This window comes from Halomonas sp. E14 (genome assembly GCF_052568415.1).
This window is the reverse complement of sequence record NZ_CP199423.1, coordinates 3,696,026-3,721,375: the sequence shown is the minus strand read 5'-3', so window position 1 is coordinate 3,721,375 and position 25,350 is coordinate 3,696,026. Positions and strand designations below refer to the sequence as shown.

Sequence of the window (25,350 nt, the reverse complement as noted above, 5' to 3'; positions counted from 1 at the left end):
TCGACGCAAGGATATCGCCGTGACCCGGATAATCGCCTTGACCAACCAGAAGGGTGGCGTGGGCAAGACCACCACCACCGTCAACCTGGCTGCCAGTCTCGCCGCCCTGGATCGCCGCGTGCTGCTGGTCGACCTGGACCCCCAGGGGCACGCGACCATGGGCAGCGGCGTCGACAAGCACAGCCTGGAGGGCAGCGTGCTCGACCTGTTGCTGGGCGAGAAGAGCGCCGCCGAGGTGATGCTCGACTGCCCTGCCGCCGGCTACTCGCTGCTGCCCGGCAACGGCGACCTGACCGCCGCCGAGGTGGAGCTGCTCGAGCTTGCCGAAGGGCGCGAGCGCCGCCTTGCCGAGGCCCTGGCCAGCGTGGCCGGCGAATACGACGTGGTGCTGATCGACTGCCCGCCGTCGCTCAACATGCTCACCGTCAATGCGCTGACCGCCGCCCATGGCGTGCTGATCCCGCTGCAGTGCGAGTTCTACGCCCTGGAAGGGCTCTCGGCGCTGCTTGACACCGTGGAGCAGATCAAGGACAGCGTGAACCCGGCGCTGGCCATCGACGGCATCCTGCGCACCATGTTCGATGCCCGCAACAGCCTCACCCGGGATGTCTCCAAGCAGCTGCGCGACTACTTCGGCGACGCCCTGCTCAAGACCACCATCCCGCGCAACGTGCGGGTGGCCGAGGCCCCCAGCCATGGCTTGCCGGTGACCAAGTACGCGCGCTTCTCGCGCGGCAGCCAGGCCCACCGGGTGCTGGCCAAGGAACTGATTCGTCGCCTGTCGCTGTAGTGCCAGGCCTCCACCTGTCGTGTCCGCTCGTCATGATGAGGGAAAGTAGATGACGCGAAAACGCGCCTTGGGCCGCGGCCTGGACGCCTTGATCGGTGCCGGTTCGCGCCGCCGCGAGAGCCTCGAGCTGCCCGAGCAGGAGGCCTCGCCCGGCGCGGCCCAGGCGCCCGCGGCAGCTCCCGCTCCGGAGCGCCTCGAGCGCCTGCCGCTGGTCCAGCTGTGCCGCGGCAAGTACCAGCCGCGGCGCGATATCCAGCCGGAAGCCCTGGAGGAACTCGCCGACTCCATCCGCGCCCAGGGCGTGATGCAGCCGATCGTGGTACGCCCCATCGGCGAATCGCGCTACGAGATCATCGCCGGCGAGCGGCGCTGGCGCGCCGCTCAGCTGGCCGAGCTCGACACCATCCCGGCGGTGATCCGCGAGGTCAGCGACGAGGTCGCCCTGGCCCTGGCCCTGATCGAGAACATCCAGCGCGAGAACCTCAACCCGGTGGAGGAGGCGCTGGCGCTCAAGCGCCTGCTGGAGGAGTTTGCGCTGACCCAGCAGCAGGTCGCCGATGCGGTCGGCAAGTCCCGCGCCCAGGTGGCCAACCTGCTGCGCCTGCTGGCGCTCGACCCCGAGGTGCAGACGCTGCTCGAGCGCGGCGATCTCGACATGGGCCACGCCAGGGCGCTGCTGGTACTGTCGCCCGCCAAGCAGCGGCGCGCCGCCCATGAGGTGGTCAACAAGGATCTCACCGTGCGCGACACCGAGGCCTTGGTGAAACGCCTGACCCAGGGCGAACCGAAGAAGGGCGAAAGCCCTGCCGTCAGCCCCGATGTGTCGCGCCTGGAGTCTCGCCTCGGCGAGCTGCTGGGTGCGCCGGTCAAGATCCAGCATGGCCGCGGCGGCAAGGGGCGGCTGACGATTCGCTACTCCAGTCTTGACGAGCTGGACGGCATTCTGGAGCACATTCGCTAGGTAGTGCCCGCTGTGTCGACAATTGCGTTCATCTTTGGTCGCAAAGCCACAGCATTCATGCGCAAAAGCTCCTTGTCCGGTTGAAGGGGGTGAGGCGCTTCCCTATAATCCGCCGTTGTTTGCCTGAGTGTCACGCTCGGCTACGCCGGCTCCCAGCCCCTGCCAAGGCAGGGCAGGAATGTCGACAGGATGCACAGAAACATTGCCATGAGGCGCCGGCGCTTGGACTACACCCGCCTGTTCCTGGCTCAGGGTCTGGCAATCCTGATCATCGCATTGCTGGCTGGCCTGCGGCACGGCCCGGAAGGGGGGCTGTCCGCGGTGACGGGTGGACTGGTGGCGCTGCTGCCCTCGCTCTACTTCGTGTGGCGCGGCCAGCGGGTGCGGGATGGGCGGCGGCCACGGGTCAGCGTGATGAACCTCTATCAGGCAGCCATGGGGAAGTTCGGTTTGACGGTGGCACTGTTCGCGATCGTGTTCGTGACAGTGCCCCCTTCAAACCCGGCTTTTTTCTTTGTCGCATATGTGGCGGCGCAACTCATGCACTGGCTGACCCCATGGCTCGTGCGTGACAGGCCGACCCAACGAACCTGAGGTAGCAGCGTATGGCAGCAGCAGATAATGAAATATCCGCGATCTATTACATACAGCACCACCTTCAGAACCTGACCTTCGGCAACCATCCCGAACTCGGCTGGAAGATCGCCAGCAGCTCCACCGAGGCTGCCGAAATGGGCTTCTGGGCGATTCACCTCGACACCATGGGCTGGTCGATCGCCATGGGGGCGCTGTTCCTCTGGTTATTCCGCAAGGCGGGGCAAGTGGCCACCACCGGGGTTCCCGGCGGGCTGCAGAATGCGGTCGAGATGGTCATCGAGTTCATCGAGAACCTGACCCGCGCCACCTTCCACGGCAAGAATCCCCATATCGCGCCGATCGCGCTGACGCTGTTCATGTGGATCCTGCTGATGAACACGCTCAAGATCATTCCGGTCGACTACTTCCCCGAGCTGTTCGCCCGCCTCGGCTTCGAGTACATGAAGATCGTGCCGACCACCGACGTCAACGCCACCCTCGGCATGGCGCTGGGCGTGTTCATCCTGATCGTCTACTACAGCATCAAGGCGAAGGGGGCCAGCGGCTTCGCCAAGGAGCTGTCGCTCACGCCGTTCAACCACTGGCTGCTGATTCCGTTCAACCTGATCCTCGAAATCGTCGGCCTGATCGTCAAGCCGATCAGCCTGGCGCTGCGACTGTTCGGCAACATGTTTGCCGGCGAGGTGATCTTCATCCTGATCGCGCTGCTGCCGTTCTGGGCGATCTGGGTGCTCGACGTGCCGTGGGCCATTTTCCACATCCTGGTGGTGACGCTGCAGGCCTTCATCTTCACGACGCTGACGCTCGTGTACCTGAGTGCCGCGCACGAACACCACTGAACCAAGCAACCTTTGCAAACGCAGTAACTCGAAACCCGACCTCACCATCAAACTAGTAGGAGCAACATCATGGAAATCGTCTACCTTGCCGCCGCCATCATCATCAGCGTTAGCGCCCTGGCTACCGGCATCGGCTTCGCCATGCTGGGCGGCAAGCTGCTCGAGTCCACCGCTCGCCAGCCTGAGCTGGGCGACCAGCTGCAGACTCGTACCTTCATCATGGCCGGTCTGCTTGACGCCGTGCCGATGATCGGCGTCGGTATCGCGATGTACCTGATCTTCGTCGTTGCCGGTTAATGACAGCACCGAGCGCTGAGGCGCTCGGTTCGCTTCTATCCGGTCGCCACGAACCCGTCAGAGGTACATACCCGTGAATATCAACATGACGCTTATCGGGCAGACGATCGCGTTTGCGATCTTTGTCTGGTTCTGCATCAAGTACGTGTGGCCGCCGATCAGCACTGCGCTCCACGAGCGCCAGAAGAAGATCGCCGATGGCCTCGACGCGGCCAGCCGGGCTTCCCGCGACCTCGAGCTTGCTCAGGAGCAGGCGGCTCAGACGCTGCGCGAGAGCAAGGAGCAGGCCTCACAGATTCTCGAGCAGGCGCACAAGCGCTCCACTCAGATGATCGAGGAAGCCCGCGAGCAGGCCCGTGCCGAAGGCGAGCGCCTGGTCGCTGGCGCCCGTGCCGAGATCGACCAGGAAATCAATCGCGCCAAGGAAGAGCTTCGCGCCCAGGTGGCAACCCTTGCCATCGTCGGTGCCGAGCGTGTTCTGGAAGCCTCCATCGACGAGAAGGCACACCGCAAGCTGCTCGACAAGCTTGCTGCCGAACTGTGAAGGAGGTGACCCATGGCGGAAACGTCTACCGTCGCACGCCCCTACGCCAAGGCGGCATTCGAGTACGCGCGTGACCACAAGGCGCTGGAAGCCTGGTCCGATATGCTGCTCAAGCTTGGCCAGGTGGTTGCGCAGCGTGATGCTCAGAAACTGTTCGCCAGCCCCAAGCTGACCAGCGCCCGCAAGGTCGAACTGGTCATCGAACTGGCCGAGGCCAAGGTCGACGACGCGGCGCGTCGCTTCCTGGACACCCTCGCCGACAAGGGGCGGCTGACTGCCCTGGGTGCCATCGCCGAGCAGTTCGAACGGCTGCGCGCCGACCATGACAAGCGTGTCGACGTCACCGTGGTGTCGGCTTTCGCGCTCGACGACAAGCAGCAGAACAAGCTCGCAGGCGCGCTCAAGAAGCGGCTGAATCGCGAAATCTCCATTACCACTCAGGTGGATCCGAAGCTTATCGGGGGCGTCATCCTGCGCGCCGGCGACACCGTCATCGACGGGTCGGTGCGCGGTCGGCTGAACCGCCTCTCCGAAGCCCTTACCGCCTGAGTCTGAGGGACATGGCATGCAGCAACTGAATCCTTCCGAGATCAGCGACATCATCAAGCAGCGTATCGAAAAGCTGGATGTCGCATCCGAAGCCCGCAATCAGGGCACCATCGTCAGCGTCTCCGACGGCATCGTGAAGATTCACGGCCTTGAGGATGCGATGTTCGGTGAGATGATTGAATTCCCCGGCGGTATCTACGGCATGGTGCTCAACCTTGAGCGCGACTCCGTGGGCGCCGTGGTGCTGGGCGACTACCTGCAGCTGGAAGAGGGCATGACCGCCAGCTGTACCGGCCGCATCCTCGAGGTGCCGGTGGGCCCCGAGCTGGTCGGTCGCGTGGTCGACCCGCTGGGCAACCCCATCGACGGCAAGGGCGACGTGGGCGCCAAATTGACCGACGCGGTGGAAAAGGTCGCCCCGGGCGTCATCACCCGTCAGTCGGTCGACCAGCCGATCCAGACCGGCCTCAAGGCGATCGACGCCATGGTGCCGATCGGCCGCGGCCAGCGCGAGCTGATCATCGGCGACCGCCAGATCGGTAAGTCGGCCATCGCCGTCGACGCCATCATCAACCAGAAGGGCAAGGGCGTCACCTGTATCTATGTGGCCATCGGTCAGAAGCAGTCGACCATTGCCAACGTGGTGCGCAAGCTCGAGGAGCACGGCGCGATGGATCACACCATCGTCGTCGCTTCCGGCGCCGCCGACCCGGCCCCGATGCAGTTCCTGGCGCCCTACGCCGGCTGCACCATGGGCGAGTACTTCCGCGACCGCGGTCAGGACGCGCTGATCGTCTATGACGATCTGACCAAGCAGGCCTGGGCCTACCGTCAGGTGTCCCTGCTGCTGCGTCGTCCGCCGGGCCGTGAAGCCTACCCGGGTGACGTCTTCTATCTCCACTCGCGCCTGCTCGAGCGTGCCGCTCGCGTCAACGCCGACTACGTGGAGAAGTTCACCAACGGTGAGGTCAAGGGCAAGACCGGCTCGCTGACCGCGCTGCCGATCATCGAGACCCAGGGCGGCGACGTGTCCGCGTTCGTTCCCACCAACGTGATCTCGATCACCGACGGCCAGATCTTCCTGGAAACCGACCAGTTCAACGCAGGTATCCGTCCGGCCATCAACGCCGGTCTGTCGGTCTCCCGCGTCGGTGGTGCGGCCCAGACCAAGATCATCAAGAAGCTCGGCGGCGGCGTGCGTCTGGCACTCGCCCAGTATCGCGAGCTGGCGGCCTTCTCCCAGTTCGCCTCCGACCTGGACGAAGCCACCCGCAAGCAGCTGGAGCACGGTCAGCGCGTCACCGAGCTGATGAAGCAGAAGCAGTATTCGCCGCTGTCCGTGGCCGAGATGGGCGTGTCGCTGTATGCCGCCAACGAAGGCTTCCTGGATGACGTCGAGGTGAGCAAGGTGCTGGACTTCGAGCGTGCTCTTCACGAGTACATGAAGTCCGAGCACGGTGCGCTGCTTGACAAGATCAACCAGACCGGCGACTACAGCGACGAGATCCAGCAAGGGCTGAAGCAGGGTCTCGAGCAGTTCAAGGCCACTCAGAGCTGGTAATGCCGCAGGCCCGCCCGCCATGGGCGGGCCCAGAAGCTTTCTGAGGGCTACGAACGGAGTAGATCGCTATGGCAGCTGCAAAAGAGATACGCACCCAGATCGGGAGCATCAAGAATACGCAGAAGATCACCAGCGCCATGGAAATGGTCGCTGCGTCGAAGATGCGTAAAGCGCAGGATCTGATGAAGGCCAGCCAGCCTTACGCCCGGCAGATCCGCAACGTGGTAGGCCATATCGCCGACGCCAACCCCGAGTACCGCCACGACTACATGATCGAGCGTGACGAGGTGAAGCGGGTCGGCTACATCGTGGTCTCCACCGATCGCGGCCTGTGTGGCGGCTTGAACGTCAACCTGTTCAAGGCCGTCATCAAGGATGCCATGGCGTGGCGCAGCGAGGGCGCGGAGCTCGACTTCTGCGCCCTGGGCAGCAAGGCCGGCGGCTTCTTCCGCAACTACGGTGGCAACCTGGTGGCGGCGAAGAGCGGCCTGGGCGAATCGCCCGAGGTCGAGGATCTGATCGGCAGCGTCAAGGTGATGCTGGACGCCTACGACGAGGGGCGGGTCGACCGCCTGTTCGTGGTGTACAACGAATTCATCAACACCATGACGCAAAGGCCGGTGGTTCGTCAGCTGTTGCCGCTCTCCCCCGACATGGGGGCCGATGCGGATGACGAGGACAACAAGCGTCCCGGTAGCTGGGACTACCTGTATGAGCCGGATGCCAAGGCGCTGTTGGATAGCCTGCTGGTTCGCTTCATCGAATCGCAGGTCTATCAGGCGGTGGTCGAGAACGGGGCCTGCGAACAGGCGGCCCGGATGATCGCCATGAAGAACGCCACCGACAACGCCGGCGGACTGATCGACGATCTGGAGATGGTGTACAACAAGGCCCGCCAGGCCGCCATCACCCAGGAAATTTCCGAGATCGTCGGCGGTGCCGCCGCCGTATAGCGCCCGGGGAGAGCCGCCGTGCTCTCCCGGTACAGGTTTCATTTGCAGGTATTTGAGAGGATCGCAAGATGAGCGGACGTATCGTACAAATCATCGGCGCGGTGATTGACGTCGAGTTCCCGCGGGACTCGGTTCCCAAGGTCTACGACGCGCTCAACGTCGCCAACTCCGAGACCGTGCTCGAAGTCCAGCAGCAGCTGGGCGACGGCGTGGTGCGTACCATCGCCATGGGCTCCACCGAGGGCCTGAAGCGCGGCATGGAGACCACCAACACCGGGGCACCGATCTCCGTGCCGGTGGGCAAGGAGACCCTGGGTCGCATCATGGACGTGCTGGGTCGGCCGATCGACGAGGCCGGCGATATCGGTGAGCAGGAGCGCATGCCCATTCACCGTCCGGCGCCCACCTATGCCGAGCAGGCGGCTTCCAACGAGCTGCTCGAGACCGGCATCAAGGTCATCGACCTGGTTTGCCCGTTCGCCAAGGGCGGCAAGGTCGGCCTGTTCGGCGGCGCCGGCGTGGGCAAGACGGTCAACATGATGGAGCTGATCCGCAACATCGCCATCGAGCACAGCGGTTACTCTGTGTTCGCCGGCGTGGGTGAGCGGACCCGTGAAGGTAACGACTTCTACCACGAGATGACCGAGTCGAACGTTATCGACAAGGTATCGCTGGTATACGGTCAGATGAACGAACCGCCGGGCAACCGTCTGCGCGTGGCCCTGACCGGCCTAACCATCGCCGAGAAGTTCCGCGATGAAGGCCGCGACGTGCTGCTGTTCGTCGACAACATCTACCGTTACACCCTGGCCGGTACCGAGGTATCCGCCCTGCTGGGCCGTATGCCCTCGGCGGTAGGCTACCAGCCGACCCTGGCTGAGGAGATGGGCGTTCTGCAGGAGCGCATCACCTCCACCAAGGTGGGCTCGATCACCTCCGTGCAGGCCGTCTACGTGCCCGCGGACGACCTGACCGACCCGTCGCCGGCCACTACCTTCGCCCACCTGGACGCCACCGTGGTACTGGCGCGTTCGATCGCCGAACTGGGTATCTACCCGGCCATCGATCCGCTGGACTCCACCTCGCGCCAGCTCGACCCGCTGGTCGTCGGCGAAGAGCACTACAACACCGCTCGCGGTGTGCAGAACGTGCTGCAGCGCTACAAGGAGCTCAAGGACATCATCGCGATCCTGGGCATGGACGAACTGTCCGACGAGGACAAGCAGACCGTGGCCCGCGCGCGTAAGATCCAGCGCTTCCTGTCGCAGCCGTTCTTCGTGGCCGAGGTGTTCACCGGCTCCCCGGGCAAGTACGTGTCGCTGAAGGACACCATCCGTGGTTTCCAGGGCATCCTCAACGGCGAATACGACAACCTGCCGGAGCAGGCCTTCTACATGGTGGGCAGCATCGACGAGGCCGTCGAAAAAGCCAATCAGATGAAGTAAGGCCGTCCACCAGGGGGACTTCGCTATGGCGAACAGCTTCAAGTGCAACATCGTCAGCGCCGAAGAGGCGATCTTCTCGGGTGAGATCGAGCAGCTCATCGCTTCCGGCATCATGGGCGACCTGGGTATCCTGCCCGGGCACGCCCCGCTGCTGACCGAGCTTCAGCCAGGGCCGATCCGGGTGATTCGGGAAGGCGGTACGGAAGAGAACTTCTACGTCTCGGGCGGCTTCCTGGAAGTGCAGCCCGACGTGGTGACCGTACTGGCCGATGCGGCCTCCCGCGCCGGCGACCTCGACGAGGCCGCCGCCGAGGAAGCCCGCCAGCATGCCCTGAAGGCGTTCAACGACAAGTCGGCGGAGCTGGATTACACCCGCGCCGCCGCCGAACTCGCGGAAGCCGTGGCCCAGCTGCGTACCATTCAGCAGCTGCGCAAGAAGGCCGGCAAGGGCTGATTCCAGCCGATTGCCACAAAACGCCCCCCGAACGCTGTTCGGGGGGCGTTTTTGTCTCTGTTATCATGCTATTTGCAATCAGGAAGGTCTGGGGCCGCATGCATGCCACGGCGTCAGCCGGTATCGGAAACTGACGATGTGGGAAAGGAGGTGATCATGTCACTGAGCGAACAGCTGCAGGAGCAGAAGGAAACGCTGCTGGCTGCCCTTGAGCAGGAGGAGCGCCAACGCCTCGATGAGTTGCTGCCCGAGCTGCGGGCCGCGGATCTCTCTGAGATTCTTGAGGAGCTGGTTGAAGAGGAAGATGACCTTCCCACCGTGCTGAAGCTGCTCGATTACCTGTCGCTCGAGCGGCGGGCCAACGTCATCGGCTATCTACCGGGTGAAATCCAGCTTTTGGTAGCCCAGTCCATGGCCGACGAGCTGCTGCTCTCAGTACTCGAGGAGATGGGCTCCGACGAGAGGGCCGACCTGTTCAACCTGCTCGATGAAGATCGCCAGGAGGCGCTGCTGCGACGCATGGCACGCCAGGAGCGCGAGGACCTCAAGCGGCTGGCCAGCTACGAGGAGGGCACCGCTGGGGCGATCATGACCTCGGACTACGTCGCCATTCCCAGCGGCATGACGGTATCCAAGGCGATGATGCGCGTGCGCCAGACCGCGCCCGACGCCGAGACCGTCTATCAGCTCTACATCATCGACCCGGACGGCAAGCTGGCCGGCACCCTGTCGCTGCGCCAGCTGATGGTGGCGCGCCCGGGCGCCCAGGTCGACGACCTGATGATCAAGGACGTGATCCGCATTGCCGTTGATGAAGAGCAGGAAGAAGTGGCCCGGCTGGTGGCGCGCTACGACCTGCTGGCGATGCCGGTGGTGGATCATGACGAGCGCCTGGTGGGCATCGTCACCCACGATGACGCCATGGACGTCGTGGAATCCGAGGCCACCGAGGACTTTCACAAGGGGATGTCCATCGGCCAGTTGGAGGATGGCGTCAGTCGGGTACCGCTTTGGAGCCTCTACCGCAAGCGCGTCACCTGGCTGGTACTGCTGGTGTTCGCCAACCTCTTCTCGGGCGCTGGCATCGCCTACTTCGAGGACACCATTGCCGCGCAGGTGGCACTGGTATTCTTTCTGCCGCTGCTGATCGGGAGTGGCGGCAATGCCGGCGCTCAGGCCGCCACGCTGATGGTGCGCGGCATGGCTACCGGCGACGTGGGCGTCAAGGACTGGAGCAAGTTGCTGGGCCGTGAGCTGCTGGTGGCCGGCTCTCTAGGGCTGACCATGGCGCTCGCGGTGGCACCGATCGGCGTGATGCGCGGCGGTGAGGCCGTGGCCATGGTGGTGGCCACCAGCATGGTGACCATCGTGCTATTCGGCAGCCTGCTCGGCATGTGCCTGCCGTTTCTGCTCAACCGTGTGGGCTGGGACCCGGCCACGGCCTCGGCGCCGCTGGTGACCACCTTGATCGATGCCTGCGGGGTACTGATCTACTTCACGATCGCCACGGCGGTATTGACCGGGCTATAGGCTGGCCGCGGCGCCCACCGCTTCAGTGCGGGCTGGCGCCACGCGTCTCATAGAGTACTTCGACCTGGCCCAGCCAGCCGATGTCTTCGGCCTGGGCCTTCAGCTGGCTGGCCAGGCGCTGGGGAGAGGTGTCGGTCGCGCCGGCAATGACCAGTGCCACGGATACCTTGCCGTCCAAGTAGTGCAGCTCGAGGTGGGTCAGGTTGCGCCAGGCGGGATGATGGTTCCAGCGCGCATCGAGGGCAGAGGTCACCTCCGGCCTCAGCGGCAGGCCCGGGAAGCGGCTGGGATCGCCCTCGCCGGCGTCATCCTCGGGATCGATATGAAAAGTCACGTCGCTGAGCGCAGGATAGGCGAGGCGCAGTCGGCGGCTGACCTCGTTGCCGATCTCATGGGCCTCCGACACGCTAATGCGCGGGCCCACCACCACATGCAGGTCGACGATGGCATGCCCGGCCGACTGGCGGGTACGCAGGTCGTGTACGCCTTCCACGCCGGGTACCTCAAGCGCCACCTGGTGCATCTGCTGCTGGGCATCGGCCGGCAGGGCGGTATCGACCAGCTCGCGGGCCGACTCCCACAGCAGGTCCCAGCCCACCTTGCCCACTAGCAGGCCGACGATCACCGCCGCCACGGCGTCGAGCCAGCCGAAGCCGAACTGGGCGCCGATGAGTGCCACCAGCACCACCGCGGTGGAGAGCACGTCGGAGCGCGAATGCCAGGCGTTGGCCTCGAGCAGCTTCGACTTCACCCGCCTGGCAATGCGCATGGTGTAGTGGAACAGCCACTCCTTGGCCAGCAGGGCGGCCAGTGCCAGCAGCATGGCCCAGAGCCCCGGGGCAGCGATCTCGGTGCCGCCGAGCAGCCGCTGCAGGCTCGACCAGGCGATGCCGCCGGCCACGAAGATCAGCACGCTGCCCAGCAGCAGCGTGGCCAGGGTCTCGATGCGGCCGTGGCCGTAGTGGTGGTCGTGATCGGGGCCCTGGCGGCCATAGTGGGTGGCCGCCAGCACGAAGCCGTCGGTGACCAAGTCGGAGAACGAGTGAATGCCATCGGCCACCAAGGCCGCCGAACCTACCAGCACACCCACTACCACCTTGGCACAGCCGAGCAGGCCGTCCAGCCAGGCGGCAATGTAGGTGGCGCGCTTGGCTTCGCGGTTGTGCACGGCCAGGTCGGGGGTGGTGATCATTTGGGTGGCTCCAGGTCCCGCAGCGCAGGCGGGAGGCGAATAATTCTCTTTCATTGATTCTCGCACTCCCGCCCTGCCAGTTGAAGCGCTAGCCCGGCAGGCCCAGCACCGCGGTGGCGATGGCGAAGTAGATCAGCACCCCTGAGGCATCGGCGATGGAGGTCACCAGCGGCGCCGAGGCGGTGGCCGGGTCCCAGCCCAGGCGATTGAGCAGGAACGGCAGGATCATGCCGATCAGACTGCCGATGATCACGATCAGCACCATGCTCATTGCCACCACCATGGCGATCTCAGTGCCGGCGCGGAACACCCCCACCACCGATACCGCCAGCGCCATGGTCAGCCCCAGCCCGGCGGCCACCAGCACCTCGCGTCCCAGCAGCCGCGTCCAGTCACGGGTGCGCACGTCGCCAGTGGCCATGCCGCGCACCATCAGCGTGGCGGCCTGGGAGCCGGCGTTGCCGCCGCTGTCCACCAGCAGGGGCAGGAAGAACACCAGTGCGATGTAGGCCTCGATGGTCTCCTCGAAGTAGGCGATGCCGGCGCCGGAGAAGATATTGGCGAACACCAGCAGCACCAGCCACACGATCCGCTTGCGGTAGAGTTCGAACAGGCCGGCGTTGCGCAGCCCGCCCTCAAGCTTGCCGATCGACATCCCCTTGTGCATGTCCTCGGTGGCTTCCTCTTCGGCCACGTCCATGGCGTCGTCGTAGGTGACGATCCCTACCAGCCGTTCGCCGCCGTTCACCACCGGCAGCGCCAGCAGGTCGTAGCGCGCCACCAGCCGCGCCACCGCCTCTTGGGTCTCGGCGGCGGTCACGAATACCACCTCCTCGGTCATCAGCTCGGCGACCTGGGTGTCGGGCTCGGCCAGGATCAGCTCGCGCAGCGAGACGGTGCCGAGCAGCCGGCCTTCAGTGTCGATGCAGTAGAGCTGGTAGACCGTCTCGGCGTTGGCGCCGGTGGTGCGCACCTTGTCCAGGGCGCGGGTCACGTCGTAGTAGGCCGGGATCGCCACGTAGTCCGAGGTCATGATCGCCCCGGCGGTGCCCTCTGCGTAGCTGGCCAGCTTGCGCAGGCTCTCCTGCTCGGCGCGCGGCAGCACGTGGAGCAGCGCCTGCTGGCGCGCCTCGTCGAGCTGCTTGAACAGGTCGGTGCGCTCGTCGGCGCTCATGTGGCGCAGCAGTTCCGCCAGCTTGGTATCGCTGAGGCGGAAGGCGAGCTCTTCCTGCAGCGCTTCGCTGAGGTAGCCGAAGGCCACCGCGCGCTGGTCGAGCGGCAGGTGCTGCAATAGCGACAGCACGGTGTCGCTCTGCTCATGCTGGACGAATTCGGCCAGGTCGGCCGGCTGCATGTCGGCGATCAGGCGCTCGATGGTGTCCTGGTCGTCACGCTGCATGGCGCTGCGCAGGGAGGCAGCGAGGATGGCATAGCTCATGGTCAGGCTCCTGGCGCGCATCGCGTACGCGCAGGAACCGCGATCAAGCCTGGGGGATCAGGCCGATGGCGTCCCGAGCGCGCAGCATGCGTCGCCGGTCAGTGGAAAGTCCGTCGTTGTCTGTCGACTCGGAGGTTCCATAACGTCCTCGGTGATGGATGTCGCCGCGATTCGGCGGCGCGCGCATTCTAGGCCCGGAATCGGCAAGACGCAACGTTGGCGGGGTCTGCGGCGAGTTTTGTAACAGGACACGGCGGACAAGAGCCAAGGGGGCGTGTATCCTCTGTGCGTCCTGTCGTGAGTTTGTGTCAAGCGGCGTTTGCCCTTGCCGAAAAGGAGAGTGCCAAATGGATTGGCTGCAGGTCATCGTACTGTCGGTGGTTCAGGGATTGACCGAATTTTTACCGATCTCGAGTTCGGCTCACCTCATTCTGGTTCCGGTGCTGACCGACTGGAGCGATCAGGGGTTGACCTTCGACGTGGCGGTGCACCTAGGCAGCCTGATTGCCGTGGTGGCCTATTTTCGCCACGACCTGCGGCGCATGGGCGCGAGTTTCGCAGCCTCGCTCCGGGGGGGCATGTCAGGCCATGGGACCGACGACCCGGACGCCCGGTTGGCCTGGTGGGTACTGCTGGCGACGATCCCGGTCTGCGTGGCCGGCTTCTTGCTGCACGATGTCATCAGCGACAGCATGCGCTCGCCGATCCTGATCGGCTTCTCGCTGATCGGCTTCGGCCTGCTGCTGGGGTATGCTGACTGGCACAAGCGCCCGGGGCGCAGCGAATACCAGCTTACCCTGCGCGATGCGCTATGGATCGGCGCCGCTCAGGCGCTGGCGCTGATCCCCGGTACTTCGCGTTCCGGCATCACCATGACAGCGGCCCTGCTGCTGGGCATGAGCCGCGAGGGCGCGGCGCGCTTCTCGTTCCTGCTGTCGATCCCGGTCACGGCGCTGGCCTCGGGGCTGGAGATTGTCGGGCTGGTGCAGATGCCGCGGGAGATTGACTGGCAGGCCATGGCGGCAGGCGTGGTGCTTTCCGGGCTGAGCGCCTACCTCTGCATCCATTACTTCCTGGCCTTCATCAAGCGGATCGGCATGCAGCCCTTCGTTATCTACCGCATCGTGCTTGGGCTGTGGCTGCTGTGGATCTTCTGGTAGCCGCGTCTCACTCTATCGAGGAGTCCTGAAACCATGAACTCTGTCCTGCGCCCCGTGGCGGTCTCCATGCTGTGTCTGGGAGGGCTGCTGGCCGGCTGCTCCGAGAGCGACCGGCCGCTGGATTCGCCGGTTCGCCTCGAAGGCGCCATCTTCGGCTCCTATTATCAGGTGTCGATCGCCGACAGCCTGACCCAGGGGCAGGCGCAGCGGCTCGACGAGGGCCTGGTGGACGTGCTGGAACAGGTGGATGCGGCCATGTCGATCTACCGCGACGACTCCGAGCTGATGGCCTTCAATCAGGCCCCGCTGGGCGAATGGCAGCCGCTCTCCAACGAACTGATCGAGGTGCTGGCGATCAGCCAGTCGGTCGCCGAGGCCAGCCACGGTGCCTTCGATATCACCATCGGCGGCTTGGTCAACCTGTGGAGCTTCGGCTCCGAAGCCCGCCCGCGCGAGGTGCCCGACCCCGGCACGCTGCAGCAGCGCCTGAGCGAGGTCGGCCCGGGCAGCATCGAGATCGACGAGCAGGCCATGCAGGCGCGGCGCCTGCGCGACGTCTTCATCGACCTGGGCGGCGTGGCCAAGGGCCACGGCACCGACCGGGTCGCCGCCTACCTGGACGCCCAGGGCCTGGAGCACTACCTGGTCAATCTGGGCGGCGACCTGGTCACCCGCGGCTACCGCGACACCGAGCAGCAGCCGTGGCGAGTCGGCATCGAGGCGCCGCTGACCGACCGCCAGGAGGCCCAGTTCATCCTGCCGCTGCACGCCATTTCGATCGCCACCTCCGGCGACTATCGCAACTATTTCGAGGAGGACGGCCAGCGCTTCTCGCACACTATCGATCCGCGCAGCGGGCGCCCCATCGACCATCGCGTGGCCTCGGTGACGGTGGCGCATCCTTCCAACGCCTGGGCCGACGCCTGGGCCACCGCCATGCTGGTACTGGGCGACGAGGAGGGCCTTGCGCTGGCCCGCGAGGAGGATCTCAAGGTGCTGATGTTGGTACGTGAGGACGAAGGCTGGGCCAGCGTGGCGAGCCCCGCCTTCGCTGACTATCTCGGCGCCGAGCTGATGGAAGAGCTCGGCATCCTGGTGCGCTGAGCGGCGGTGGCGCCGCCCGGCGACAGGGACGCACGGCCCGCCCGGCGGGCCACACCATGGAAACCAGAAGGAACAAGGAGCCAACGATGACCCTCGATGTGGTGGTACTGGCCGCGGGCCAAGGCACGCGGATGCGCTCGGACCTGCCCAAGGTGCTGCATCGCCTGGCCGGCAAGCCGATGGTACGGCATGTGCTCGATACGGCACGCCGGCTGGAGGCCCAGCGCCTGCATGTGGTGATCGGCCACGGCGCCGAGCGGGTGCGCGAGGCGTTGGCGGACTACCCGGTGAGCTTCGCCGTGCAGGCCGAACAGAAGGGCACCGGACATGCCGTGGCCCAGGCGTTGGAGGGCCTTGGCGATGGCCGGGTGCTGGTGCTCTACGGCGACGTGCCGCTGATTCGCCACGAGACCCTGGCTGCGCTGATGGCCCAGGTCGACGAGAGCCGCATGGGCCTGTTGACCGTGACCCTCGACGACCCCAGCGGCTACGGGCGCATTCTGCGCAACGAGGCTGGCGAGGTGGTGGCCATCGTCGAGCAGAAGGATGCCGCCGAGCATGAGCTGGCGATACGCGAATGCAATACCGGCATCATGGCGATGACCGCCGCCCAGCTGAAGCGCTGGCTGCCGCGGCTCTCCGCCGACAACGCCCAGGGCGAGTACTACCTGACCGATGTGATCGCCATGGCCGCCGCCGAAGGAGTCGCCATTGCCACTGCCCAACCGGCCGATGCGCTGGAAGTGGAAGGCGTCAACAACCGCGTGCAGATGGCCAGGCTCGAGCGCGCCCACCAGGCGCGTATCGCCGACGCGCTGATGACCCAGGGGGTTGCCCTGATGGATCCGGCGCGCCTCGACGTGCGCGGCCGGCTGCGCTGCGGCCACGACGTCGAGATCGACGTGGGCTGCGTGTTCGAAGGCGAGGTGGAGCTGGGCGAAGGCGTGCGCATCGGCCCGCACTGTGTGATCCGCGACAGCCACATCGGCGCCGGCACCGTCATCGAGCCGCACAGCGTGCTCGAAGGCGTCGTGGCCGCCGGCCACAATCGCATCGGCCCCTTCGCCCGGCTGCGTCCCGGCACCCGCCTGGCGGTGGGTGCCAAGGTCGGCAACTTCGTCGAGACCAAGAACGCCGAGGTGGGCGAAGGCAGCAAGATCAACCACCTGAGCTACGTGGGCGACGCCCGCCTGGGCCAGGACGTCAACGTGGGCGCCGGCACCATCACCTGCAACTACGATGGCGCCCGCAAGCATGTGACCGAGATCGGCGATGCGGCCTTCATCGGCTCCAACACGGCGCTGGTGGCGCCGGTGAGCATCGGCAAGGGCGCCACCATCGGCGCGGGCTCGACGATCAGCAAGGACGTTGCCGATCACGCCCTGGCGGTGTCCCGGGGCCGCCAAATCAGCAAGCCGGACTGGCAGCGCCCGACCAAGCAACAGGATCAATGATCAGCCAAGGAGGTAGCGTTCATGTGTGGAATCGTGGGGGCCGTCGCCCAGCGTAACGTTCAAGGCATACTGCTCGAAGGACTCAAGCGTCTGGAGTATCGCGGCTACGACTCGGCCGGCATGGCCATTCTCTCGCCCGATGGGCTTCAGCGCAGCCGCGCGGTGGGTAAGGTGGCGGCGCTGGAGGAGCGGCTGGCGACCCAGTCCCTCGTCGGCCGCTGCGGCATCGCCCATACCCGCTGGGCCACGCACGGCAAGCCCAGTGAGATCAACGCGCATCCCCACGTCTCGAACGAGCGCGTGGCGGTGGTGCACAACGGCATCATCGAGAACCACGAGGCGCTGCGCGGCGAGCTGGCCGAGGCCGGCTATGCCTTCACCTCGGAAACCGACACCGAAGTGGTGGCTCACCTGGTCGACCGCGAGTACCGCCGCCACGGTGACCTGCTCGGCGCGGTGCAGGCGGCGCTGGCCCGGCTGCATGGCGCCTATGCGCTGGGCGTGATCCACGCCGACGAGCCCGGCGTGATCGTCGGCGCGCGCAAGGGCAGCCCGCTGGTGGTGGGTGCCGGTATCGACGAAGCCTTCCTCGGCTCCGACCCGCTGGCGCTGCTACAGGTCACCGACCGCTTCATCTACCTGCAGGAGGGCGACGTGGTGCGCCTTTCGGGCGCCGGGCGTATCGAGATCTTCGATGCCGCGGGGGGCACGGCCGAGCGCGAGGTGCACACCTTCGAGCACGGTGACGGCGCAGCCAGCAAGGGCGACTACCGTCACTTCATGCAGAAGGAGATCTTCGAGCAGCCCACGGTGATCACGGCGGCGCTGGAAGGGCGGCTGGGTGAGGGCTCGGTGCCGCCCGAATGCTTCGGCCCCGACGCCGAGGTGCTGTTCCAGCAGGTCAAGCAGATTCACATCGTCGCCTGCGGCACCAGCTACCATGCCGGTATGGTGGCGCGCTACTGGCTGGAGCGCTACGCCGGCGTGCCGGTGCAGGTGGAGGTGGCCTCCGAATATCGCTACCGCACCGTGGTAGTGCCGGAAGGCACGCTGTTCGTGACCCTCTCCCAGTCGGGTGAGACCGCCGACACCCTGGCGGCGCTGCGTTTTGCCCGCGAGCAGGGCTACCTCGGCAGCCTGGCGATCTGCAACGTGCCGGGCAGCTCGCTGGTGCGCGAATCCGACCTGACCCTGATGACCCAGGCCGGCCCCGAGATCGGCGTGGCTTCCACCAAGGCTTTCACCACCCAGCTGACCGCGCTGATGCTGCTGACCCTGGCGCTGGGCCGCGTGAAGGGGCTGGCCGCAGGCACCCAGGCCGAGCTGGTCGATAACCTGCGCCGCCTGCCGCGACTGGTCAACCAGGTGCTGGCGCTGGACGACGCGATCGAGGCGCTCTCCATGGCCTTCGCCGAGAAGCACCACGCGCTGTTCCTCGGCCGCGGCGCTCACTTCCCCATCGCCCTGGAAGGCGCGCTGAAGCTCAAGGAGATCTCCTACATCCACGCCGAGGCCTATCCCGCCGGCGAGCTCAAGCACGGCCCGCTGGCGCTGGTCGACAGCGAGATGCCGGTCATTTCCGTGGCGCCCAACGACGAACTGCTCGACAAGCTGAAGTCCAATCTGCAGGAAGTGCGTGCCCGCGGCGGCGAGCTGTTCGTGTTTGCCGACGAGCAGGTCGGCATCAAGGAGGAGGAAGGCGTGCGCGTGCTGTGCCTGCCTCACGTGCACGAAGCCCTGGCACCGATTCTCTACACCATCCCGCTGCAGCTGCTGAGCTACCACGTCGCCGTGCTGAAGGGCACCGACGTCGACCAGCCGCGCAACCTGGCCAAGTCGGTCACGGTAGAGTAGCCAGGCTCCTTGCCGTAGACATGGCAGCGAGAAGCCGCCGCTGCGGTGGAAGCTGGGCGTATGCCTAGCGTTCCACCCAGCCGCGGCTGATCAGCGGGGCGAACAGGATGTGATAGAGCCGCCTGGCCACGTGATGGTAGAAGGGCAGCACCAGCCAGTGGCGGCTGGCGCCGACCAGCAGCGCCATGGCGGCCGCCAGCACCAGGGCACCGAGCATGTCCTGCGGGAAGTGCACGCCGAGGAACACCCTGGCCCAGGCCACCGGCAGGGCGAGCAGCAGCAGGTAGCGGCCGATGCGGCGAGTGCCCGAGTGCAGCAGCAGGCTGAATGCCATGGTCAGCATGATGGTGGCGTGATTGCTGGGGAAGGCCGGCGTGGGCGAATGGTCGAGGAAATGCTGGCCTATCGGCACCATGAAGGGGCGCGGCGTGGGCCAGAGATAACCGATCACCCAGCTTGCCGCCAGGGCCAGCATGGTGGCGATGAAGGCCTCAAGCAGCGGGCGCTTGAGCCGGTCACTGCCACGCAGCCAGCCGATCACCAGCAGCAGCGGCACCGCCCAGATCAGGCGCTCCGCCAGCTGTTCGGCGATCAGCAGCCAGCGAGGGTCGACGTCCACCGGCGCGTTAAGGCGAGTAAAGAGGGCGAGATTCAGCGTCTGTTCCATGAGCGTGCTGCGCGTATGCGCTTCCTTGTGACTGGCGTAACGCTGCCATCCTGCCATTTGGGCCCGGGGCTTGCCCACCGTTTTTGTGACACCGCGATGACAGCCTGGCCCTTCCCCCTGTGCTCCGGCGATGTGCTGGAAGCGAGCGATTCGGCATCATCTTTTCCACAAGGGGTGCGTGAAAGTCGCGTTCCACCGCCTGTTGATAACTTATGGTGGCCACAGGGAATAGCGAGACGTTCTCCTGTCGTTTGCCACTGCGGCCAGAGTCGGCCCTGTCCGGCTTCACGCGCGGCAAGAAAAGCCACAACTCCCGTTACACGGGATTTCCACGGCTCACAGGCCACCGCTCTCGCGCATCGAAAGGCTTGACGAACGCCGTCGCCTGGCGTATCCAGCAGCCTGGTTTCGGTGCTTGAGGCTGTGGATAAAATAGGGGAAAACCTCTTTCTTCATTGTGCATACCCGCACCATGCCGGCCTCCTCCGTGGCGCTTGCCTGTCGCCACGTTTGGCAGGCTCTTCTTCTTCCGACGGCTGTTATTTGGGGGCTCGCCCTGCCTTGTTCACCGTCACGCCTCGCTCTGGCTCGCTCCCACGCGTTTTCCTGAGCGCGCCAGGCGCCCTCGGGCCGCCTGGCCGCAGTGCACCATCGGCCAAGCCAGCCGCTGGCCTTCTAGCGTTTGATCGGATAGATTTGCCGACAATCAGGCGTAAATGCATCGTTTTTTACTGTATTTCCGTACCTGAAACACCTTAACAACCATCTACAGAACAATAGGTGATACATGTCAAAACACGTCCATGCGCAGTGGTCGTCGAAAATGGGCTTCGTTCTCGCGGCGGCGGGTTCGGCGGTGGGGCTGGGCAATATTTGGCGCTTTTCCTACATGGTGGGCGACAGCGGAGGCGCCGCTTTCGTGCTGGTCTACCTGGCGTGCGTGGCGGTAGTAGGCCTGCCGATCCTGGTGGCGGAATGGCTGATCGGCCGGCGCGGGCAGAAGAACCCGATCAACGCGATGGCGGAGCTGGCCAGCCGCAACGGCCAGCCCAAGGCCTGGGCGCTGGTCGGCGTCAGCGGGGTGTTGGCGGCGTTCCTGATCCTCTCCTTCTATAGCGTGATCGGCGGTTGGTCGCTCTCCTACACCTTGAACTCGGTCACCGGTACCTTTACCGGTCAAGACGCTGACGGCGTCGCCGCCGTCTTCACCGGCCTGCTGGGCAGCCCGGGGGCGCTGCTGCTGTGGCACACCGCGTTCATGGCGCTGGTGGTGTGGATCGTGGCGCGTGGCGTGACCAAGGGGCTGGAAGGCGCGGCGCGTACCCTGATGCCGGCACTGGTGGTGCTGCTGCTGGTGCTGGTGGGCTATGGCATGACCACCGGCCACTTCGGCGAAGCGCTGGCCTTCATGTTCCGCCCAGACTGGAGCGCTTTGACCGGCGGCGTGGTGCTGGCGGCCATGGGGCAGGCGTTCTTCACCCTGTCGCTGGGCATGGGCATCATGATGGCCTACGGCTCCTACCTGGGCGAGGACGTCAACCTGCTGGGTACGGCACGCACGGTGATCATCCTGGATACCGTGATCGCCCTGCTGGCCGGCCTGGCCATCTTCCCTATCGTGTTCGCCAACGGCCTGAGCGCCGGCGAAGGGCCGGGGCTGATCTTTGTCACCCTGCCGCTGGCCTTCGGCAACATTACCGGCGGCATGCTGCTGGGGCTGATGTTCTTCCTGCTGCTGACCTTTGCCGCTCTGACCTCGGCGATCTCGCTGCTCGAGCCGGTGGTGGAGTTCGTCGAGGAGCGCACGCCGCTGACACGGGTGATGGCCACCCTGGTGAGCGCCGTGGCGGTGTGGGTGCTGGGCATCGCGGCGCTGATGTCGTTCAACGTCTGGCCGGGGCCGGTGATGTTTGGCCTGAACGTGTTCGACTTGCTCGACACCTTCACCAGCAAGATCCTGCTGCCGCTGACTGGCCTCGGCGCGATCGTGTTCGTGGCCTGGTGCCTGGAGCGCGGCAGCGTGGCCGCTGAGCTTCGGCTGGCGGGCGGCATGGAGCGGCTGTGGCACCTGGTGGCGCGCTACGTGGCACCGCTGGGCGTCATCGTAGTATTCGTCAACTCGCTGCTCGGCTGAGTCAACGCGTTACCCCGGGCCGCGCCAGGCGGGGCCCGGAAGCCAAACGGCCGCCCTTCGGGGCGGCCGTTTCAATGGGTTTCGTCGTCGACCAGGTCGGCGATGTCGCGCTCCAGGCGCTTGAATTCGTTGTGCAGTTCGATGCCGCGCCGGGCGCGCAGGTTGCGCTGGGCGGCACAGCGTGAGCGTTTCTCGTGCTCGGCGACGTTGAGGCTCATGTAGATATCGAGAAGTTCGTTCTTGACGGAAGTGACCCGTTCGACCTTTCGCATGATCGAATCTCCCTTTTTCTTCTTTTGCCTGACACCTTGTTCCATGGGTTCATGTTGCGTGCCGGCTAACGGCGCGACACTCGACTTTTACTATAACTCACTGACGGAAATGTGACGGACGGGCTGTCCACGCTGGGTGCGAAACTCCCACAGCCGGCGTCGGATGGGGCATACTGGCTGCTGCGTTCGTGAAACCAAGGAGTTCAGCGTGAGCCGCGCCCTGTTCGATGAAATGAGACGCCGCATGGAGCATTTTCGTCGCTCCGAGCAGAAAGTGGCGCGCTTCGTGCTGCGTAACCCCGAGGAAGTGATCCACATGCGCATCGTCGACCTGGCCACCGAGGCCAAGGTGAGCGAGCCGACCGTGGTGCGCTTCTGCCGGGCGCTGGGCTGCAACGGCTTTCAGGACTTCAAGCTCAAGCTGGCGCAGATGCTGGCGTCGGGCAGCCAGTTCGCCCAGTTCTCGATGAACGACGACGACTCCGTCGCCGAGTTCTCGCAAAGCATCTTCGACTCCACCGTGGGTACCCTGCTGTCGGTGCGCGACCGGCTCGACAACGATGCTCTGAGCCGGGCGATCCAGGCACTGGCCATGGCCAACCGGGTGGAGTTCTATGGCTTCGGCGCCTCCGGTGCGGTGGCCTTCGATGCCCAGCACAAGTTCTTCCGCCTGCAGATCTCCACCGCCGCTTATGCCGATCCGCACATGCAGAACATGTCGGCGGTGACGCTCAAGGAGGGCGACGTGGTGGTGGCGATCTCCCAGACCGGCCGCACCCGCGCGCTGGTCGCCAGCGTGCGCCTGGCTCGCGAGGCCGGCGCCACGGTGATCGGGCTGTGCCCCACCGGCTCGCCGCTGGCCGAGGAGGTGACCCTGCCGCTCTATATCGACGTGCATGAGGACACCGAGATCTATACCCCGATGAGCTCGCGCATCGCCCACCTGGTGCTGGTCGACGTGCTCGCCGTGGGGGTGGCCAAGACCCGCGGGCCGAAGCTCGCCGAGCAGCTCAAGGCGGTCAAGAAGAGCCTGACGCCGCTGCGGTTTCCGGAGCAGGAGGGCAAGCCCTAGCGGCCTAGCCCGCGGCTGTTCCGGCGACAGGTCTAGGCGGAGGCGCTGTGAACCCTTCCCTGGGCGCTACATCCTTCATCCCTGAAGGATGACCTCCGCTTCGACCTGTCCCCGGCGCCGCTCGGGTCGAGGATTGGACGGGCGGATATGCTAAGCTGGGCGCTCATTTTTTCCAGCGGCAGACCCCTTCCATGGACGACGTCACGGCGATTCTCGATCAGTTGAACCCGGCCCAGCGCGAGGCGGTGAGCGCCCCCCAGGGCAACATGCTGGTGCTGGCCGGGGCCGGCTCGGGCAAGACCCGGGTGCTGGTGCATCGCATCGCCTGGCTGATGCAGGCCGAGGGGCTGTCGCCCTACGCCGTGCTCGCCGTGACCTTCACCAACAAGGCCGCCCGCGAGATGCGCACGCGGCTCGAGGCGCTGCTGGGGCTGTCGCTGCGCAACGTCTGGGTCGGTACCTTCCACTCCATCGCCCATCGCCTGCTGCGCACCCACTGGCAGGACGCGCGGCTGCCGCAGCATTTCCAGATCATCGACTCCGACGACCAGCTGCGGCTGATCAAGCGGCTGCTCAAGGACCACCGGATCGACGACGAGCGCTACCCGCCGCGCCAGGTGCAGTACTTCATCTCCGGCTGCAAGGAGGAGGGGCTGCGCCCGCACCAGGTCGACGTCCACGGCGACGCCTACCTGGCGCAGATGGTCGAGCTCTACGAGCGCTACCAGCTCACCTGTGAGCGCGGCGGCCTGGTCGACTTCGGCGAGCTGCTGCTGAGAAGCCTGGAGCTGCTGCGTGATACCCCGGCGCTGCTGGCCCACTACCAGGAGCGCTTCGGCCACGTGCTGGTCGACGAATTCCAGGACACCAACACCCTGCAGTACGCCTGGCTCAAGCTGCTCACCGGCGTGAGTACGCCGATGACGGTGGTCGGCGACGACGACCAGTCGATCTACGGCTGGCGCGGGGCGCGGATCGAGAACATTCGCCGCTTCGAGCAGGAGTTCCCTGCCACCAGGACTGTGCGGCTGGAGCAGAACTACCGCTCCACCAGCGCCATCCTCGACGCCGCCAATGCGCTGATCAGCCACAACACCGAGCGCATGGGCAAGCAGCTGTGGACGGCCGGCGCGCGCGGCGAGCCGATCTCGGTGTATGCCGGCTTCAACGACCTGGACGAGGCGCGCTTCATCGTCGACACCATCAAGGAGAAGGTCGACGAGGGCTACCGGCGCCGCGACGTGGCCATCCTTTACCGCTCCAACGCCCAGTCGCGGGTGCTCGAGGAGACCCTGATCCGCCAAGGGATGCCCTACCGCATCTACGGCGGACAGCGCTTCTACGAACGGCTGGAGATCAAGAACGCCCTGGCCTACCTGCGCCTGCTGCTCAACCGCGACGACGACGCCTCGCTCGAGCGCATCATCAACGTGCCGGCCCGCGGTATCGGCACCCGCACCGTGGAGCTGCTGCGCGAGCGGGCGCGAGTCACCGGCGCCTCGCTGTGGCAGGCGCTGCACGATGGCCTGGCCGAGGGCGCGCTGAAGGGGCGCGCCGGGGCGTCGCTGCAGGCCTTCGCCGACCTGGTCGAACGGCTCGACAACGACACCGCGGGCCTGGCGCTGCACGAGATCATCGATCACGTGAACACCATGTCGGGGTTGGTCGAGCACCACCGCAGCGAGAAGGGCGAGAAGGGGCAGGCCCGGGTCGAGAACCTGGAGGAGCTGATCAACGCCGCCCGCGCCTTCACCCAGGGCGAGTCCTTCGAGCCGCCCGAGGTCGGCGAGGGGGCCGTGGCGCTGGAGGCATTCCTGGCCGAGGCGGCGCTCAACGCCGGCGACCACGAGGCCGACGAGTTCGAGGACAGCGTGCAGCTGATGACCCTGCATTCGGCCAAGGGGCTGGAGTTTCCGCTGGTGTTCATCGCCGGGGTGGAAGAGGGGCTGTTCCCGCACAAAATGTCGCTGGAGGAGCCCGGCCGGCTCGAGGAGGAGCGCCGACTGTGCTACGTCGGCCTGACCCGCGCCATGCGCAAGCTCTACCTCACCCACGCCGAGATCCGCCGCCTGCACGGCAAGGAGACCTTCCAGCGGCCGTCGCGGTTCCTGCGCGAGCTGCCCGCCGAGTGCCTGGAAGAGGTGCGCCTGCGTGGGCAGGTCTCGCGCCCGGTCACGGCCATGCGCCCGGCGGTGGGGCTGTCGCGTCAGACCTCGGTCGACGGCGGCGGCGACCTGCCCAGCCTCAGCCTCGGCCAGCGGGTGAGCCACCCGATCTTCGGCGAAGGGGTGATCCTCAACGCCGAAGGGCAGGGCGAGCGCGCCCGGGTGCAGGTCAGCTTCGAAGGGGTCGGCGACAAGTGGCTGGTGCTTGGGTTTGCCAAGCTCACGCCGCTGTAGGCGAGAGGGGTAGCGGTAAGTCAGACAAACGCTTGGCTTGCCGGTGAATTCCCCCTTGTCGCATACTCTGCGGCGGACACATCG

Annotated in this window: 23 protein-coding genes; 19 read left to right on the top strand and 4 right to left on the bottom strand. The window is 65.8% G+C overall.

Annotation, left to right across the window (positions count from 1 at the left end):
• Positions 1 to 19 precede the first annotated feature (19 nt).
• The 12 genes from ACT7B3_RS17545 to mgtE (ACT7B3_RS17490) all read left to right on the top strand — a co-directional run bounded on the left by ACT7B3_RS17545 (position 20) and on the right by mgtE (ACT7B3_RS17490) (position 10,520).
• On the top strand, positions 20 to 790 hold the full coding sequence (locus tag ACT7B3_RS17545; RefSeq protein WP_444678893.1) for a ParA family protein: 771 nt from the start codon (positions 20 to 22) through the stop codon (positions 788 to 790).
• A gap of 49 nt (positions 791 to 839) precedes the next feature.
• Complete coding sequence (locus ACT7B3_RS17540; protein ID WP_444678894.1) at positions 840 to 1,751, top strand: ParB/RepB/Spo0J family partition protein; 912 nt, start codon at positions 840 to 842, stop codon at positions 1,749 to 1,751.
• Positions 1,752 to 1,973: 222 nt separating this feature from the next.
• Positions 1,974 to 2,345 carry an ATP synthase subunit I gene (locus tag ACT7B3_RS17535; RefSeq protein ID WP_445158806.1) on the top strand — a complete coding sequence of 124 codons (372 nt, stop codon included), beginning with the start codon at positions 1,974 to 1,976 and terminating at the stop codon, positions 2,343 to 2,345.
• A gap of 11 nt (positions 2,346 to 2,356) precedes the next feature.
• Positions 2,357 to 3,187, top strand: coding sequence for a F0F1 ATP synthase subunit A (atpB, locus tag ACT7B3_RS17530; RefSeq protein WP_444678896.1), 831 nt, complete (start codon positions 2,357 to 2,359; stop codon positions 3,185 to 3,187).
• Between the two features lie 69 nt (positions 3,188 to 3,256).
• Positions 3,257 to 3,484 carry a F0F1 ATP synthase subunit C gene (atpE, locus tag ACT7B3_RS17525; RefSeq protein ID WP_010625958.1) on the top strand — a complete coding sequence of 76 codons (228 nt, stop codon included), beginning with the start codon at positions 3,257 to 3,259 and terminating at the stop codon, positions 3,482 to 3,484.
• Between the two features lie 73 nt (positions 3,485 to 3,557).
• On the top strand, positions 3,558 to 4,028 hold the full coding sequence (locus ACT7B3_RS17520; RefSeq protein ID WP_444678897.1) for a F0F1 ATP synthase subunit B: 471 nt from the start codon (positions 3,558 to 3,560) through the stop codon (positions 4,026 to 4,028).
• 12 nt (positions 4,029 to 4,040) lie between these two features.
• Positions 4,041 to 4,577, top strand: coding sequence for a F0F1 ATP synthase subunit delta (locus tag ACT7B3_RS17515; protein WP_445158805.1), 537 nt, complete (start codon positions 4,041 to 4,043; stop codon positions 4,575 to 4,577).
• A 16-nt stretch (positions 4,578 to 4,593) separates the two neighbouring features.
• Complete coding sequence (gene atpA / locus ACT7B3_RS17510) at positions 4,594 to 6,138, top strand: F0F1 ATP synthase subunit alpha (RefSeq protein ID WP_444678899.1); 1,545 nt, start codon at positions 4,594 to 4,596, stop codon at positions 6,136 to 6,138.
• 68 nt (positions 6,139 to 6,206) lie between these two features.
• Positions 6,207 to 7,091: a F0F1 ATP synthase subunit gamma gene (gene atpG, locus ACT7B3_RS17505; protein ID WP_445158804.1), complete on the top strand. Its 885-nt coding sequence runs from the start codon at positions 6,207 to 6,209 to the stop codon at positions 7,089 to 7,091.
• Between the two features lie 68 nt (positions 7,092 to 7,159).
• Positions 7,160 to 8,536 (top strand): F0F1 ATP synthase subunit beta, encoded by a 1,377-nt coding sequence (gene atpD, locus ACT7B3_RS17500; protein ID WP_444678900.1) that lies wholly within the window; start codon positions 7,160 to 7,162, stop codon positions 8,534 to 8,536.
• A gap of 25 nt (positions 8,537 to 8,561) precedes the next feature.
• Positions 8,562 to 8,990 (top strand): F0F1 ATP synthase subunit epsilon, encoded by a 429-nt coding sequence (locus tag ACT7B3_RS17495; protein ID WP_444678901.1) that lies wholly within the window; start codon positions 8,562 to 8,564, stop codon positions 8,988 to 8,990.
• 156 nt (positions 8,991 to 9,146) lie between these two features.
• The gene (gene mgtE / locus ACT7B3_RS17490; RefSeq protein WP_444678902.1) at positions 9,147 to 10,520 is read left to right on the top strand and encodes a magnesium transporter; all 1,374 of its coding nucleotides are present in this window, start codon (positions 9,147 to 9,149) and stop codon (positions 10,518 to 10,520) included.
• 22 nt (positions 10,521 to 10,542) lie between these two features.
• On the opposite strand, the gene ACT7B3_RS17485 is transcribed toward mgtE (ACT7B3_RS17490), so the two are convergent.
• Both ACT7B3_RS17485 and mgtE (ACT7B3_RS17480) read right to left on the bottom strand, forming a co-directional pair.
• Entirely contained in the window at positions 10,543 to 11,712 is a 1,170-nt protein-coding gene (locus ACT7B3_RS17485; protein WP_445158803.1) for a cation diffusion facilitator family transporter, read from the bottom strand.
• Between the two features lie 88 nt (positions 11,713 to 11,800).
• Positions 11,801 to 13,150, bottom strand: a complete 1,350-nt coding sequence (mgtE, locus tag ACT7B3_RS17480; protein WP_445158802.1) for a magnesium transporter — start codon at positions 13,148 to 13,150, stop codon at positions 11,801 to 11,803.
• A gap of 347 nt (positions 13,151 to 13,497) precedes the next feature.
• On the opposite strand from mgtE (ACT7B3_RS17480), the gene ACT7B3_RS17475 reads away from it, so the two are divergent.
• The 4 genes from ACT7B3_RS17475 to glmS all read left to right on the top strand — a co-directional run bounded on the left by ACT7B3_RS17475 (position 13,498) and on the right by glmS (position 18,722).
• The gene (locus ACT7B3_RS17475) at positions 13,498 to 14,310 is read left to right on the top strand and encodes an undecaprenyl-diphosphate phosphatase (protein WP_445158801.1); all 813 of its coding nucleotides are present in this window, start codon (positions 13,498 to 13,500) and stop codon (positions 14,308 to 14,310) included.
• A gap of 33 nt (positions 14,311 to 14,343) precedes the next feature.
• Positions 14,344 to 15,414 (top strand): FAD:protein FMN transferase, encoded by a 1,071-nt coding sequence (locus ACT7B3_RS17470; protein WP_445158800.1) that lies wholly within the window; start codon positions 14,344 to 14,346, stop codon positions 15,412 to 15,414.
• Positions 15,415 to 15,500: 86 nt separating this feature from the next.
• Complete coding sequence (glmU, locus tag ACT7B3_RS17465) at positions 15,501 to 16,868, top strand: bifunctional UDP-N-acetylglucosamine diphosphorylase/glucosamine-1-phosphate N-acetyltransferase GlmU (protein ID WP_445158799.1); 1,368 nt, start codon at positions 15,501 to 15,503, stop codon at positions 16,866 to 16,868.
• A gap of 21 nt (positions 16,869 to 16,889) precedes the next feature.
• Complete coding sequence (glmS, locus tag ACT7B3_RS17460; protein ID WP_445158798.1) at positions 16,890 to 18,722, top strand: glutamine--fructose-6-phosphate transaminase (isomerizing); 1,833 nt, start codon at positions 16,890 to 16,892, stop codon at positions 18,720 to 18,722.
• Between the two features lie 64 nt (positions 18,723 to 18,786).
• Here the strand turns inward: glmS and ACT7B3_RS17455 are convergent, their stop codons facing one another.
• A complete protein-coding gene (locus ACT7B3_RS17455; RefSeq protein WP_444678906.1) occupies positions 18,787 to 19,389 on the bottom strand; it encodes an undecaprenyl-diphosphatase in 603 nt (200 codons plus the stop codon).
• Positions 19,390 to 20,176: 787 nt separating this feature from the next.
• Between ACT7B3_RS17455 and ACT7B3_RS17450 the strand changes: the two genes are divergently transcribed.
• Positions 20,177 to 21,523: a sodium-dependent transporter gene (locus tag ACT7B3_RS17450; protein WP_444678907.1), complete on the top strand. Its 1,347-nt coding sequence runs from the start codon at positions 20,177 to 20,179 to the stop codon at positions 21,521 to 21,523.
• Between the two features lie 71 nt (positions 21,524 to 21,594).
• Here the strand turns inward: ACT7B3_RS17450 and ACT7B3_RS17445 are convergent, their stop codons facing one another.
• Complete coding sequence (locus ACT7B3_RS17445; protein ID WP_444678908.1) at positions 21,595 to 21,795, bottom strand: PA3496 family putative envelope integrity protein; 201 nt, start codon at positions 21,793 to 21,795, stop codon at positions 21,595 to 21,597.
• 208 nt (positions 21,796 to 22,003) lie between these two features.
• Between ACT7B3_RS17445 and hexR the strand changes: the two genes are divergently transcribed.
• Positions 22,004 to 22,867, top strand: coding sequence for a transcriptional regulator HexR (gene hexR / locus ACT7B3_RS17440; protein ID WP_444678909.1), 864 nt, complete (start codon positions 22,004 to 22,006; stop codon positions 22,865 to 22,867).
• 191 nt (positions 22,868 to 23,058) lie between these two features.
• Positions 23,059 to 25,266 (top strand): DNA helicase II, encoded by a 2,208-nt coding sequence (gene uvrD / locus ACT7B3_RS17435; protein ID WP_445158797.1) that lies wholly within the window; start codon positions 23,059 to 23,061, stop codon positions 25,264 to 25,266.
• Positions 25,267 to 25,350: the final 84 nt, after the last annotated feature.